We start from the raw sequence: 14,196 nt of genomic DNA, 5'->3' as shown, positions 1-14,196 counted from the left end.
GTATGTAGCAACTCCTTTATACGAAACCATCTATATTAAGAAAAAGTCTTTATATATGTACCCCACTCTGTAATACACACATTTGCAAACAATTTAACATCCTCTTCATATCGCGTTCTTTATAATCATTTAAACATGCAATTTGGACCCAATTATTTTTTTGTAAATAAGATGACTCATAATGAACAATGTATCCTTGTAACGCTAACGCATCGCCAATCGCCTTAGAAGACTGATTTTCATTTAATTGAATGGTAACTATAATTGGCGCGGCATGTTCTTTAGGTGAAACAAGATTTAGACCCATATTAGTAATAGCTTGTTCAATATATGCATACGTCTCGTTTATTTTTTCAAATGCTTTTGCATCTTCAAATCTCTTTAATGCTTCTTGCAGTGCATAAATTAAATTCCATGAATGAGAATATGGAATACTTTCATTTTCTTCGTACATACCAACGTCCATATAGGCCGGTAATGTCTCGTTTACTTTCACATTATGATTATAAAAAACGAAAGATAATCCAGTAAACGATTTAATTGCCTTTCCGCTAACACCGCTTGCAAAATATACATCCTTCAAGTCTATCGGTATTGCTCCAATCGAACTGATACAATCTACACATAGCTTCACATTATACTTTTTACTTAAAACATTTAGCTCGTCTAAATCATTTAACATTCCGGTTGATGTTTCATGGTGAACAAACCAAAGCCATTCATAATTGCCAGTTCCCATTATTTTTTCTAATTCGGTATAAATAAACGGTTCTCCCATTTCTTTTTTATACGTATCAAAATGTAATTGCGCGCGTGCTGCATGTCCAACTAATCTATTACCAAATTCCCCATTTGTTAATACTAGTCCTTTCCCTTTTAAAGAACGTAACTGTAAAGCAATGGCATCATTTGCTAACGTCCCTGTTCCTAACATAAGTTGTACATGCTTTGCTTTTGTCATGTGAAGTAACCGTTTTTTCACATTGTCCATCGTCACGTGAAATGACTTAGAACGATGCGAAATAGGCTTAGTAGAAAATGCCTTTCGAACATTTTCTTCAATATCTACTGGACCAGGTAAAAACGTATATTCTTTCGTCATAATTCCCCCAACACTCGATGCTTCAAACATAGCAGGGGTAACATACATTGGCTGGAAGGCTGCTTCTTCTGTACCAACTAACATATGGAAAGATTTGAATCCCATTTGCTCATATAAAGGTAGTTCACGTGTTGTAGCAGAAATGAGTGCCAATTCATATCCATTTAGGAGCAAATAACGATGTAAAAAGCGAATTAAACCTAACAACGCTCTTCCATTTCTATATTCACGTTCTACTGAAAGTAAACGAATTTCATATACGTTTTCTCCATGTTTTTGCAAATAATAATCTAGATTTGGAATTTTATTATCTAACGAGAATGGTCGTTTTCCTCGCAATGTAACCATACCTACTAACTTATCGTCATCTAAACAAATTAAATATGTATTTTCTTCATGGAAACGATCTATACGAACACGCTCTTTCGTTTCTTCATGTTGCGGAATTTCTTCTACAAATGTTTTATAATTCAACTTATGTATACTTTCAAATTCCCAAGCTTGATCAGCAACTTTATAAATTAGCCCCATGTTGTATCTCCTTTATGTATTTAATAAAAATTATAAGTGGAGATTAACTCCACTTATAAAAAGTTCATTTCATTCTCGATTTACATATAAAATAAGTACAATGATAAGTGCACTTAAAATAGTCGTAACAATAGAGTAAGAATACAAAATCATGCAAATTGGTAAACAAGCGATGGTAATTAGTCCTGGCTTAGTAAATCCTTTAAAGATAAAATAAAATATAATGAAAACAGCAACAAGGGTAAGCGCTATCAAATAATCAAATGCAATTAATCCTCCAATAAATGTTGAAATGCCTTTTCCACCCTTGCCTTTAAATAAAATCGGGTAAATATGTCCAAGTAAAACAGCCAGTAAAGCTAACATTACAAATGTAGAATCTTCAAAAAGGGATTTTGCAATAGAAATTACGATTGCCCCTTTGATCGCATCACCTAAAAATGTAGCGATGAAATACCCTTTTCCATATACCCGCCCCATATTTCTTGCGCCAGGATTACCGCTTCCTTCCTGACGAATATCAACATTATGTTTCCATTTCGTCACTATATAAGCGGTCAATATGTTTCCAAATAAATAAGAAGCCACCAAATACAAAAATTGCATACTATTAATCATGTAATCATTCACTTTCTACATGGGAGTACTTATACAATATTCAATGACTATGTATATTGTACTTTTCTTACTTTACATCCCTTTATACATTTTAACATCATATTTTTACAAATCATACAAAAATTCTCATACAGCTATTTATTAAAATATAAATTCTTCATTAAGTAATAGGTTCCTTTCACTGCTAGTTCTGATGGTGATACAAATATAACTTCTCCCATACTTTTCTCGCAGCATTTCTTAAATTCAGCATATATTTCAGGAACGAAACGTAATATACTGCCACTTACTGCAATTGGAATTGATAAATCAAACTGCATCTTATTGTAAATATTCACCGTAATTCTCGTTAATTCCGTAGCCGCTTGCACCATAATTTCACGTGCGTCATCATTCCCATTTCTCGCTTCCTCAATAATGAATGGTGCGATTGCTGCAACTTTATCTTTTGATGAACTATAAACTAGTCTTTTTATATGAGACGACGTCAAAAGTTGAAACTCATCTTGAATCCTTAAGCTTAATGGGCAAAGTGCAACGCCTTGATCAAATTGATTTGCCATTCTCTTTAAACATTGTAATGCAATCCAATATCCACTTCCTTCATCTCCTAAAATATGTCCCCATCCCCCACTATACTCGTACACTTCCCTTTTCTTTCCTATACAAATCGCACCTGTACCGCCAATTGTTAAAATTCCATCCTTTCCTTTTAAAGCAGCTGCATGAGCAATCATTGCGTCATTAAAAACTTCAATTTGTGTTCCATACTTCTTTTTTAGACGTAATGTTAATTCATTTGTATTTGCTCCGCTTGCACCCGCTAATCCTAAACAAATACAAACGCAATGCCCATTTAATAAACCTTCTTGACATTGATCAATCGCTTCCATAATATGAAAAAGTGCTTCTTCAAAATCTATTAATATATTTCCAAAACCACTCGTAGCCCTTTCAAGTTCACTTCCGTCTTGATCAAATGCAATTGCTTCTGTCTTTGTTCCCCCGCCGTCTACTCCAATCATATATTTCATATGTTCGCCTCATTCTCTTCGAATTGGAGGGAATGTTATATTCCCTAAAACTACAGATTGCTTTGCACCTGTTGCACTTGGCACATTACTCGGATTACGATGATACGTTTCGTTTGCTAAAATGGCAAAGGCGATTGCTTCTTTCGCCTCTGAAGAATAGCCTATATCTTCTTGAATGAATATGGCGCATTTTTCATCCTTCAATCCATACCGTATCATTTCAACAAGTGTACGATTATAACTGCCACCACCGCCTAAAATCACCTCATCGATTTCATAATACAGCAGAATAAACTCCTTATATTGATGAACAATTGAACTTGCTGTAAACATCGTGACAGTCGTCACTATATTTTCTTTACTATGCTTTTCATACCGCTTCAATAACTCACTGACAAATTCTTCTCCAAACTGTTCTCTACCAGTTGATTTTGGTGGATTCATTTTCAAAAATGGATGGTTCATACAATATGTCAAAATTTCATCTACAACTACTCCCTGTTTTGCAATTTTACCATTTTGATCATATGACAACTGAAATAGCCTTTGACACATTTCATCAATTACCATATTACCTGGACCAGTATCAAAAGCTATAACGTTCTTATCACTTAGGTGACTTGGTATTACGGTAACATTACCGATCCCGCCAATATTTTGTAGTAGTCTATTTTTAGTTGGATGACGATACAAAATAACCTCTGAATATGGTACAAGTGGTGCACCTTGTCCCCCTGCTGCGATATCCATCGCTCGAAAATTAGAAATAACCGTCGTATTCGTTTCATATGCTATAACTGCTGGTTCTCCAATTTGCAATGTGGAAGGAATCATATTACCATCTTGCTTTGGCTGATGATAAATCGTTTGTCCGTGAGAACCAATTACATCTAATTGTCCCAAAGGAAAATTGGCCTCTTTACAAACTTCCTTTACAGCATTGGCGAAGCATAAACCGAGTTTAAAATTTAAACTGCATATGAGTTGTACATTTGAATTTTCTATTGATAATGCCTGCTGGATCTCATTTTTCATATCATTACTAAATGGCACAGTAGTAAAATGGATGAGTTCAACTTTAGAACCTACACCGCTTCCTTCTATATGAACGAGTGCTACATCTATTCCATCTAATGAAGTACCGGACATAATCCCTGCAATATACATAGCATGCATGACCTCCCCTTTACTAAAAAACAATCATGTAAGTTACAAACGTACAACCGATCGAAAATAATATAAATCTATAAAATAACTGAGCTTTTGATGCAAACGATCCATCAATAAAAGAAACAACTACTGTAAGCAAAATACTTGCCGCAATGCTTGTAACGAGCCATATACTATGCATTTGTGATAGATGTAGCATTCTTAATAAAGGTACGAAAAGGAAATTCGCACATATCACTCCAAATAGTAATAAAAATACACCTTTATAACTAAATTTTATATTCATTCCATTTCACCCTCTCTGGACTTCATGTGAAAGAAGTGATAGACAAAATGCCTATCACTCAAAATAAAATATAAAACTTACGGATTAACAGATTCCCCATCACCATTTTTCTCAATTTCAAGCATGTTTTTGTCGTACATTTTAAAGAATGGTAAATAAATAAGGAATGATATTGTTATGTTTATAAATACGAGTACAATCGCTCTCCAATCCCCACCTGTTGCTAAATATGCACCAATTGGAGCTGGTAATGTCCATGGAGGCATTATATGTGTTGGTGTAACAAACCCCATCGCGGTTGCTGAGTATGCAATAGTTGCTGTTACTAGTGGTGTAATGATAAATGGGATAATTAATATTGGGTTTAGTACAATTGGCAATCCAAAAATAACAGGTTCATTAATATTAAAAATACCAGGCACAATACAAGTTCTTGATAATGCTTTCGAATATTTTGATCGACCAAATACAATCATAGCTAATACAAGTCCTAACGTCGCACCAGAACCACCAATCCATATAAACCATTGGTATAATGGTTCTGGTGAAATGAATGGTAACTGATTTGCGCCACTAGCAACTGCTTCACCATTTTTCCCTAAATATACTTCCCATAATGGCCGGGCAACAGTTCCAACAACCGACACACCATGTATTCCGAATGACCAAAAAAATGTAATTAAAAATACTGGAATGATTACACCGAAGTAACTATCACCAGCTTTTACTAACGGTGCCGCTAATTTATCAACTACATGATGTAAATCAATACTAAAAACGACAGTTACTAAACTCATTAAAATAATAACGAATGCAGCAGGTATAAGTGCTTCAAACGAACGTGAAACAGACGGCGGTACTTGTTCTGGCATTTTAATCATTACATTTTTCGTCTTACAAAATCTTAAAATCTCAACTGATAAAATAGAAACAATCATTGTCACGAATAATCCATGACCTCCGAGATTTGTCATCGGAAGCATAAACCCTTTTTTATCAATTAATTCAGGCGTTAATGTTAATAGTAATGAACATACTGCAAGCTGTGCTCCTGATAAAGCATCTAGCTTATAACTTTTCGCTAAATTATACCCTATTCCAAATGCTATATATAAAGACATAATAAACATCGTTAAACGATATGGTATTAATATACTTGTTTGATTTTTTAATGCCCAAACAGATATGAAACTATCTTTCGGTAATGGTGGAAATGCTACGATTAAAAAGAAACTTCCTACAATAATAAATGGTAACGCTGAAATAACTCCATCACGGATTGCTTGTAAATGCCTCTGTTCAGAAAGCCTTGCCATCGGTCCAGATAAATTTCTATCAAGAAACGTGACAAATTTATTCATAACGCTTCCCCCTAACTAATTAAATCATTTACAGTTTTTAATAAAGTCGGTCCGCCAAGCGGCGTGTATGCTTGTGGCGGTATGATACCGCACGGGATAGATTCCTCTTCTGCGAATTTTTTAACAGAGTCAAATCTATGTCTTACTTGAGGTGCAACCATTACAACGTCCCAGCCATTCTTTACTTCTTCCTCTATCTCACTTGTTCCAATGGCATAGACTTCCATGTTTACACCTTTTTTCTCCGCCTCTTTTTTTAAAGCGTTTACAACAATTGCACTGGACATCCCTCCAGAACAAACGAATAAAACCTTCATTTATTAATCCTCCTATACTTATAAATTATCCCCTTCGGATGAAAGGAAGTTTCACTTTACTAACAAGCATATGAAGAAGTAAAAGAATTTAGTTATATTGAAAGTAAATTTCAGTAAAAATATTTTTCCTATTAAATTAATGTTTCAATATTTATTTTTCTCAATTGTAAGTACAACCTCACCTCGGATATCATATTAGCTAACCATATAATAGGGAGGCGTATAAATAATCATGAAACGTTTATTAGTGATATGTTGTATCGGCATCTTTTTTATTCCTTTCTCTTTCATTTCTCCTCACTCTACTTACGCTGAAGTAAATACTACGTATAAAAAACACGAATTACGTGCTGTATGGATTGCATCTGTACTTAATATTGACTGGCCCTCAAAAACTGGCTTACCTATCGCAAATCAAAAACAAGAGTTTATTAGATTATTAGACGATGTAAAAAACACTGGTATGAATGCAGTTGTTGTACAAATAAAACCAACCGCTGATGCTTTTTACCCTTCCAATTACGGTCCTTGGTCTGAATACATTACAGGTACACAAGGAAAAGATCCTGGATACGACCCGCTCGCATTTATGATTGAAGAAGCACATAAAAGAAATATAGAATTCCACGCATGGATTAATCCATACCGAATAACGATGAATCACACTGATATAAATCGGTTATCGGATAACCACCCTGCAAAACAGCATCCGGATTGGGTTGTACCTTATGGAGGAAAGTTATATTACAACCCTGGTATTCCAGAAGTGAAAAAATTTATTACAGAAGGCGCTTTAGAAATCGTACAAAATTACGATATTGATGCACTGCATATGGATGATTATTTTTATCCATATAAAGTAGCGGGTGAACAATTCCCCGATCAAAAAACGTTCGAAACGTATAATAATGGTAGATTTACAAATATAGAAGATTGGCGACGTGACAATGTAAATGAACTTGTCAAAGGTTTAAATACTGCTATAAAACAAGAAAAATCATACGTAAAGTTTGGCATAAGTCCGTTCGGCGTATGGCGAAATATAGCTGACGATCCAACTGGCTCTAACACAACTGCAGGTCAAAGAAACTATGATGACCTTTATGCCGATACACGTGAATGGATACAAAAAGGATATATTGACTACATTACACCACAAATTTATTGGAATATTGGTTTCACACCAGCTGCATATGACATATTAGTAGATTGGTGGGTAAAAGAAACAAATAATAAACCGATTCACCTATACATCGGTCAGGCGGCCTATAAAATTAATAATAATTCTGTCCCAGCTTGGTCTAATCCTGAAGAATATCCAAGACAAATTGCATTAAACCGGTTATATCCTGAAATAAAAGGTAGTATGCATTTTAGCTTAAAAGATATTAATAACAATCCAATAGGGGTTAAAGATAGACTCGCAAAAGACATATATAAACATCCTGCATTAATCCCATCTATGCCTTGGCTTGATCATGATCCACCAAAACAACCGACTTTAAAAGGGGCCATTCCAAGAGAAGAAGGTATTGCTGTAGGTATCATTGATGATAGAGAGAATGATTCTGCTTATTACGCCATTTACCGTGTGAATGGAAAAAATGAAGTGGATATAGAAAATCCGAAACATTTACTTACTACTGTAAGAAAAACAAAACTTGGAGAAATTTATGTAGATAAAACAGCTATTTCTGGAGAAACATATACGTATGTAGTAACTGCAGTTGATCGATTGCATAATGAAAGTGTTGCATCTAGTCATACTACCGTTAAAGCAAAATAACAACTAATAAAAAACGCCTTAAAAGCTAAGAACTATAGCTTTAAGGCGCTTTTTTTATTTATTCTTAAATTTCTCAGTCGCTGCTCTCATCTTCACATTCAAATCGTGATCAATCGAGTCACGAATATCTCGCTCGACTACTTCCATTTCTTTTTGGAAATTTTGCAAGTAGATTTTTAATTCTTCTTCTTTTTCTGGTCGTTGTGAAGGTGGTAATTGTACGACTAACGATAGCATCGCTGTTAAATCTTTCATTAAGAATGTTTCAAGTTTATGTTGTTGTTCAAACATACGCTGCTCCTGATAATACGGCAAGGCATTTAATACTGAAATTGTAATTTCATCAACCGTTCTTTGTAATGAAGGGTTTATTGAGCGTTTATACGCTTGAATTGTATTTAATGCATCTGGATATCGATCATAAAAATACAATTTATAAAACGATAAGTCTGTCGGTTTTACTGTTTGCTGCGTTTCTTGTCTTAAAAAATCTTTTACTTTCATCGCCGCTACATCAATATCTTCATTTGTAAGTTTTTTCGTTGTTTTTGCCATTACATGTACTTTTTTCTGTTTTTCTTTCGGTAACATTGAGAATACTTGCTCTCTCGTACGTTGACCCGATGCACAGAAAAGCGTGTTTAATGTATATTGTTCTTTCTTTCCTTCCGTACGAATCCAGCGATAAAAAAGTGGATGTTGTGTAAATTCTTGTAGAAACGGCAAAGATTTATTCGATAACTTATCTAAAGAATCGTGTGCCCTTTTATATGGTTTCGTCCATGAAAAAAACAGTTTGCGTCCGAAATATACAACTAAAACAACGACAGTAAATGCGATTAAAAGCAATGTACCCAATAGTACTAATACTGTTTGAATGAAACTCATTTTTTCACCTCCTCTAAAAGTCTGTTATTTCCTTGGACGCTGAATGAGTTTTTGTTTCATTTCATCATTAAATGTGTCTAGTTCAATAACAAACTTCTTACTTGACTCTATAATACGTTCTGATGATTTCTCAGAAGCTTCAATCGCAGCAAATACGTTTTGGAATGATTCGCGTAATTTATCCATGCTAATTGCAGGATTTTCAAGTAGTTTTGTTGTTTCTTCTGTATTTTGTTTTAATGCTTGTGAGTTACTTAATACCATTGATTCAATTGCTTCATTTGTCGCATTCACTGCATCAATTGTTTTACGTTGATTTGTTAGGGCTAACTGGATAGCAGCTGAAACTGTTACAACGTTTTGCGTCATCGTAATTGCATTACGAATTGCCTCTGTTAACTTTTCATTATTTTTTTTAATAATGTCTACAGATGCGATAGATTGTAATAGTACACTTTTCGCTTGCTGCATATTTCGTGTACGTACTAGAATTTTTTCTAATGCATCATTAATTAATGGAATATCTCTTTGACGTTCTGGATTTTGTTTCTCAGCTTCCAGCATACCAGCGAGTTTTCTTCCTAAGTATACTTGTTTATCCAGAGCGTGAATTTTATCGTGCGATTGTTCTTTAAGCATCTCAAGGCCAACTGTATCTTCTTGTAAGTTGTCACGACCAATTAGAAGGGATCTTATAATCTCTTCAATTTGTTTATCTATAGATTGATATTTATGCACGTATGTTTCAAGTGGATTTTTCTTGAATACTTTAAACATAATTTTCTTCATACCACTTGCTTTTAATGAATTCGGATCAAGCTCTGATACCACTTTGCGTAATTCTAACAATGTATTTGGAATTTCTTCATTCTTTCCATTCATCATCGCTGTTACAGGACGTTTTAATGCTGATAACGTTTGTCCTGCTGCTTGTTGCTCTTTATCCCCTAAATCTCCTAGCTGTGACAATACTTTTGATAAATCCGTATTTTGCTCGCTATTTAATTTTTGTACATAAAGATCAGCTTCTTTATTCAGTTCCTCTAATTCTTGATCTTTTATAACTGTATCTACTACTACTTCTACATTATTATCTTTCACAATGGATACAGGTTCTTTTTTCTCGAGTTCAGTCAACAAAATCGCTCCTTTATTTATATGTGCGAATTTATATGCACTATATTTCATCTATTATATCGTATTTCATATACATTCTAACTGCTTGAAATCGATTTTTTTAGAAATGCCTGTCTATGCAGTCATTCCCTGTTTCTTAGTATAAGTATACCTGTTCTCAACATTATTTTCCTCAGACTTAAGACCTAGAGAACAACATGCTGAAGGCGGATTCTTCGTATGTTACGTATATAAATTACGTCCTTCCCATCCTACTGTACTCAATCTTTTGACATACACCCTTCTTAAATGTGATAATTATATTACGCTTAATCCTAACTCTTCTTAAGCGCTACAAATGCTCCATTTTGAAATGCCAATAAGACCGTTTCAAACATTTCATCTTCTTCAATCATTTTTCTAAACTCGGCTAACTCACTTGCATGAGAGGTTGCATTATCAACAACAAGAAAACCCTTTGGTTGTAAAATGCGTTTTATATGCTCAAGCCACCACATGTATTGCGTACGCTCTGAATCTAGGAAAATAAAATCAAATGAGTGATCTAATTGTGCATCTAAAAATGCCCCTGCTTCTTGATTATGAACATCAATCCTTTGTAAAAGGTTTGCCTTTTCAAAATTGACAAGTGCCTCTCCAACTCGTTCTGAAGAAAGCTCTACAGTTGTTACATTTCCATTTGTTTCTTCTACCGCGTTAGCTAACCACAATGTAGAATAACCATTAGAAGTTCCGATTTCTAAAATGTTTTTTGCGCTACACCCTTTTACTAAAATCGATAAAAACTGCCCCATCTCACGAGTAATATTCCGTAATTTTTCTTCCCGTGTTTTTTTATTTCGATCATGCTCTTCTCCATATTGTTCAAGTTGAAATAATAATGAATCTAACGTATCCATTTTTTCATCGCCTTTCCAAAGCAATATGATGAAAAAGCTCTTGCTGCCCGTCTACTTTCATTATATGCGAAACAAAAACCTTTTTCCCGTTATATGACAAAGATTTGAATTTTTTTATAGCATATTGTTTCGTTTTTTGGTAAAGTTAATTTCTACGTGCAATTATTCCATTCATACTATTTTTAATTCGATTGCAGTTATTAAAAAATACAAACCCCAATTAAATGAATCGGTATTTCAAATTCAATTAAGCGCCCTTTCCGGACGCATTTTCTTTTGTTTATATATTTCTAGAAGAAAGGATGCTTACAATGAATGTGATTAGCTTAGATGCTGCTCGAAAGCGCAAACAACATAAAAAATTAATGATTACTATACCGATTATTTCACGTATTTATGAAGAAGACGGGGAAATTAAATTTGAGGTAGCCGGCGAAAAAGATGTACCTCTTGAAATGTTAGAGAAATAATAAAAAAGACGCACTTCTAAAGAAATGCGTCTTTTTTATACTATTATATTTAAGTGAATAAGTTTTTCCGGATTAACCATCATATAAATGTTTGCGATTTTTTCATTCTCAAATGTAAATGAAAGCACATAGGTCACTTTATTTTTCACTTTAACAAGAACACCTGGGGCGCCATTTACTATCTTATAATCAACATTGTATTCTCCCGGAAACTTCTTCCCAATTCCAAAGAATAAACGTATAATTCTATCTGCAGAATAGATTGGATGGATTGCAGTTGTAGCTTTACCACCACCATCAGCTTTTAATATCGCATCTGTTTTTAATACTTCTAACATGCCTTGCGCATCCCCACACTGCAATGATGATACAAATTTCTCCACATAGGCAGCCATTTTCTTCGTACTTAACTTTGACTGCTTCGGCTTATCTAAAATACTTTTTCGTGCACGTTGAAAGATTTTTCGGCAGTTCGCACTACTCTTATCTACAATTGAAGCGATTTCTCTGTAGTCATAACCGAAAACTTCTCTTAATATGAAAACAACTCTCTCCGCCTCAGACAATTGTTGTAAAAGTAATAAATATGCCGTAGAAATGGATTCTTTCATTACAAATGACTCTGATGGATCATCAGTCTCTTCCACAAATGGCTCTGGCAACCACATTCCAACATATACGTTCCGTTTATGTGCCGCCGAACGTAATTTATCAATTGAGCGATTTGTTACCATTTTACATAAATATGCTTTCATATTTTCTATAGATTGAACGTCCTCTATATTATTTAGCGAGATAAAAACGTCATGAACGATATCCTCAGCATCCATAACACTCCCAAGGATTCTATATGCTAACGAAAATAATAATGATTGATACGCTTCATATAATTGCTCCGTTTCCATGATGAATTGCCTCACCTTCGGATTGCTTTAATATGTGTAACGCTGCACGTTTTCCGCTTGCCACCGCAGCATCAGCTAATATTTCATCATGCCCAGCCCAATCTCCTGCAACATAAACACCTGGCATTCCAGGTATATTAGGGCCTGGTTTTTCAACACGGTCAATATGAGGAAAATCATATACTACCGTTATTTTCGGTAAATATTGCTGTGCAACAACTTCTCTTTTCCAATTCGGATGTAACAATTCCATCATATTTTCTAACTGTTCTTTCTCTTCTTGAATATGATTCAGTTCTAGTACAGGGTTATGGTATTTAATTAGACTCACTACAATTGATCCATCTTCACTTAATTTAGCTGCTCTCGATTGATTCGTGAAAAATATAGATTGATCTAATCCCAATGCAAAATGATGCAAAGGATTCGGTAATTGTTTTAAACCAATATCTAAAGCTGCCACGGTCACTTGTATAGATTGTTCACTCCATTTTTGCAAACTTGTTCCTTCTGTACCTTTTATAATTTTACATGCCTCTTTCGGTGGAGTTGTTACAATGACTGCACCTGCTTCAAATACTTCATCGTCAAAACAATGTATTCTTTGTTTTCCTTGACAATGCTCTATTTTCAAAACATGCTTTTTAGCCAGAAATTGTACACCACTATTATTCGCTATTCCTCTTAAATTTGTTATTATCGTCTCCCAACCACCATCTACATAAAGTACTCCTTCTTTCATAGAAAACTGTATTTGTTTTAGTACGGAAGATGCTAATTGTATTGTAGGAGCATACGTATATGTTGTTGTTCGACATAATGCATAAAATATATTTCGAACCATTGGATCTTTAATTTCATTTTCTGCCCATGTAGTTAGACTCATTTTTGGAACTTTTCCTACATCTAAATTTCCTAAATGAATCATAAGACGAGCAAACTGGACTTTTGCAGACCATGAAAGTAACGGTGTTGATAAAATAGAGCGAAAATCTGTTGGAATGGTATAAATATCCCCTTTCCATATTCCATGTGCTTTTGTAGATTGGATTCCACCTGGAAGATCTACTCCTAGCTCATTAAAAGTTATAAACGCTTCTCCACCTCTATATAAAGCATGTGCACCAAGATTCATACAAATGCCGTTTTTATTTATAGTCATCCCTCGACCACCGAAGTGACTGGACTTTTCTAATACAATAACCTTCCTTCCAGCTTTCGCTAAATATATAGATGCTGTTAATCCAGCAAGCCCACCACCAACAATTGCTATATCAAAATGTTTCATAATAAAATCCCTCCTTATCCGTTCTACATACAAGACGAACGATTAAGGAGGGATGTGACATGAAAATATATTTTTACTTATCTATTTTATTTCATTATTTTTTTATTCTGTCATATTGCATACGAAATAACTCAATTGCAAATGGAATATCCTCCTCACTCTTTATATAATAACTTATCCATCCTGATTCAGGTAATACGTGATGTGGTTTCACCAATCCTTGGCTCACTAATTCATCCCGCTTTACCTTTGGAAATGGTAAATCAACTAACTTATCGCCATGCAAATGACCAAGTTCTTTCTTACCATAATTTATTTCAATACCACCAAATCGATGCGGTTTTTCAGAAACACCTGCCCAGCCAAGTACTTCATTTCTAATCATTTCACTAAATGACATGAAC

At 34.4% G+C, this 14,196-nt stretch carries 15 protein-coding genes; 2 read left to right on the top strand and 13 right to left on the bottom strand.

Translation table 11 applies throughout. The features are described from left to right. Positions 1-49 precede the first annotated feature (49 nt). The 7 genes from NHG49_RS12660 to NHG49_RS12630 all read right to left on the bottom strand — a co-directional run bounded on the left by NHG49_RS12660 (position 50) and on the right by NHG49_RS12630 (position 6,419). Positions 50-1,633: an aminotransferase class V-fold PLP-dependent enzyme gene (locus NHG49_RS12660; protein WP_088048198.1), complete on the bottom strand. Its 1,584-nt coding sequence runs from the start codon at positions 1,631-1,633 to the stop codon at positions 50-52. A 69-nt stretch (positions 1,634-1,702) separates the two neighbouring features. Next, positions 1,703-2,251, bottom strand: a complete 549-nt coding sequence (gene plsY, locus NHG49_RS12655) for a glycerol-3-phosphate 1-O-acyltransferase PlsY (RefSeq protein ID WP_064474143.1) — start codon at positions 2,249-2,251, stop codon at positions 1,703-1,705. Positions 2,252-2,385: 134 nt separating this feature from the next. Further along, positions 2,386-3,285, bottom strand: coding sequence for a BadF/BadG/BcrA/BcrD ATPase family protein (locus NHG49_RS12650; protein ID WP_064474142.1), 900 nt, complete (start codon positions 3,283-3,285; stop codon positions 2,386-2,388). Positions 3,286-3,294: 9 nt separating this feature from the next. Continuing rightward, positions 3,295-4,452, bottom strand: coding sequence for an anhydro-N-acetylmuramic acid kinase AnmK (gene anmK / locus NHG49_RS12645; RefSeq protein ID WP_098112142.1), 1,158 nt, complete (start codon positions 4,450-4,452; stop codon positions 3,295-3,297). 22 nt (positions 4,453-4,474) lie between these two features. Beyond that, on the bottom strand, positions 4,475-4,741 hold the full coding sequence (locus NHG49_RS12640; RefSeq protein WP_016126936.1) for a hypothetical protein: 267 nt from the start codon (positions 4,739-4,741) through the stop codon (positions 4,475-4,477). Positions 4,742-4,818: 77 nt separating this feature from the next. Then, positions 4,819-6,102 (bottom strand): PTS sugar transporter subunit IIC, encoded by a 1,284-nt coding sequence (locus NHG49_RS12635; protein ID WP_001032306.1) that lies wholly within the window; start codon positions 6,100-6,102, stop codon positions 4,819-4,821. Positions 6,103-6,113: 11 nt separating this feature from the next. Next, positions 6,114-6,419: a PTS sugar transporter subunit IIB gene (locus tag NHG49_RS12630; RefSeq protein ID WP_064474141.1), complete on the bottom strand. Its 306-nt coding sequence runs from the start codon at positions 6,417-6,419 to the stop codon at positions 6,114-6,116. 226 nt (positions 6,420-6,645) lie between these two features. On the opposite strand from NHG49_RS12630, the gene NHG49_RS12625 reads away from it, so the two are divergent. Then, entirely contained in the window at positions 6,646-8,205 is a 1,560-nt protein-coding gene (locus tag NHG49_RS12625; protein ID WP_088048199.1) for a glycoside hydrolase family 10-like protein, read from the top strand. 54 nt (positions 8,206-8,259) lie between these two features. On the opposite strand, the gene NHG49_RS12620 is transcribed toward NHG49_RS12625, so the two are convergent. The 3 genes from NHG49_RS12620 to NHG49_RS12610 form a co-directional block, all read right to left on the bottom strand. After that, a complete protein-coding gene (locus tag NHG49_RS12620) occupies positions 8,260-9,093 on the bottom strand; it encodes a DUF3974 domain-containing protein (RefSeq protein WP_064474139.1) in 834 nt (277 codons plus the stop codon). 24 nt (positions 9,094-9,117) lie between these two features. Beyond that, positions 9,118-10,230 carry a toxic anion resistance protein gene (locus tag NHG49_RS12615; protein ID WP_000137410.1) on the bottom strand — a complete coding sequence of 371 codons (1,113 nt, stop codon included), beginning with the start codon at positions 10,228-10,230 and terminating at the stop codon, positions 9,118-9,120. 314 nt (positions 10,231-10,544) lie between these two features. Then, positions 10,545-11,129, bottom strand: a complete 585-nt coding sequence (locus tag NHG49_RS12610) for an O-methyltransferase (RefSeq protein ID WP_000380142.1) — start codon at positions 11,127-11,129, stop codon at positions 10,545-10,547. A gap of 311 nt (positions 11,130-11,440) precedes the next feature. Here NHG49_RS12610 and NHG49_RS12605 point away from each other — a divergent pair, with 311 nt between their 5' ends. Continuing rightward, a complete protein-coding gene (locus NHG49_RS12605; protein WP_001100983.1) occupies positions 11,441-11,599 on the top strand; it encodes a hypothetical protein in 159 nt (52 codons plus the stop codon). 35 nt (positions 11,600-11,634) lie between these two features. Here NHG49_RS12605 and NHG49_RS12600 read toward each other — a convergent pair whose 3' ends face one another. From NHG49_RS12600 to NHG49_RS12590, 3 genes are all read right to left on the bottom strand, one after another. Continuing rightward, positions 11,635-12,504 (bottom strand): sigma-70 family RNA polymerase sigma factor, encoded by an 870-nt coding sequence (locus NHG49_RS12600; RefSeq protein ID WP_064474138.1) that lies wholly within the window; start codon positions 12,502-12,504, stop codon positions 11,635-11,637. Next, positions 12,482-13,792 (bottom strand): phytoene desaturase family protein, encoded by a 1,311-nt coding sequence (locus tag NHG49_RS12595; protein ID WP_149173315.1) that lies wholly within the window; start codon positions 13,790-13,792, stop codon positions 12,482-12,484. Before NHG49_RS12595 ends, NHG49_RS12600 begins: the two co-directional genes overlap by 23 nt. 94 nt (positions 13,793-13,886) lie before the next feature. After that, positions 13,887-14,192, bottom strand: a complete 306-nt coding sequence (locus NHG49_RS12590) for a luciferase domain-containing protein (protein WP_002035104.1) — start codon at positions 14,190-14,192, stop codon at positions 13,887-13,889. Between the last annotated feature and the right edge of the window lie 4 nt (positions 14,193-14,196).

The organism is Bacillus sp. IBL03825, from assembly GCF_024712505.1.
GTDB classification, from domain to species: domain Bacteria; phylum Bacillota; class Bacilli; order Bacillales; family Bacillaceae_G; genus Bacillus_A; species Bacillus_A wiedmannii.
This window is presented reverse-complemented; position numbering and strand designations above follow the sequence as displayed.

Bases quoted from the DNA above. Each gene is read 5' to 3' on its own strand.
- NHG49_RS12660 (WP_088048198.1), bottom strand. From the start codon at position 1,633: ATGGGGCTAATTTATAAAGTTGCTGATCAAGCTTGGGAATTTGAAAGT.
- plsY (WP_064474143.1), bottom strand. From the start codon at position 2,251: ATGATTAATAGTATGCAATTTTTGTATTTGGTGGCTTCTTATTTATTT.
- NHG49_RS12650 (WP_064474142.1), bottom strand. From the start codon at position 3,285: ATGAAATATATGATTGGAGTAGACGGCGGGGGAACAAAGACAGAAGCA.
- anmK (WP_098112142.1), bottom strand. From the start codon at position 4,452: ATGTATATTGCAGGGATTATGTCCGGTACTTCATTAGATGGAATAGAT.
- NHG49_RS12640 (WP_016126936.1), bottom strand. From the start codon at position 4,741: ATGAATATAAAATTTAGTTATAAAGGTGTATTTTTATTACTATTTGGA.
- NHG49_RS12635 (WP_001032306.1), bottom strand. From the start codon at position 6,102: ATGAATAAATTTGTCACGTTTCTTGATAGAAATTTATCTGGACCGATG.
- NHG49_RS12630 (WP_064474141.1), bottom strand. From the start codon at position 6,419: ATGAAGGTTTTATTCGTTTGTTCTGGAGGGATGTCCAGTGCAATTGTT.
- NHG49_RS12620 (WP_064474139.1), bottom strand. From the start codon at position 9,093: ATGAGTTTCATTCAAACAGTATTAGTACTATTGGGTACATTGCTTTTA.
- NHG49_RS12610 (WP_000380142.1), bottom strand. From the start codon at position 11,129: ATGGATACGTTAGATTCATTATTATTTCAACTTGAACAATATGGAGAA.
- NHG49_RS12605 (WP_001100983.1), top strand. From the start codon at position 11,441: ATGAATGTGATTAGCTTAGATGCTGCTCGAAAGCGCAAACAACATAAA.
- NHG49_RS12600 (WP_064474138.1), bottom strand. From the start codon at position 12,504: ATGGAAACGGAGCAATTATATGAAGCGTATCAATCATTATTATTTTCG.
- NHG49_RS12595 (WP_149173315.1), bottom strand. From the start codon at position 13,792: ATGAAACATTTTGATATAGCAATTGTTGGTGGTGGGCTTGCTGGATTA.
- NHG49_RS12590 (WP_002035104.1), bottom strand. From the start codon at position 14,192: ATGTCATTTAGTGAAATGATTAGAAATGAAGTACTTGGCTGGGCAGGT.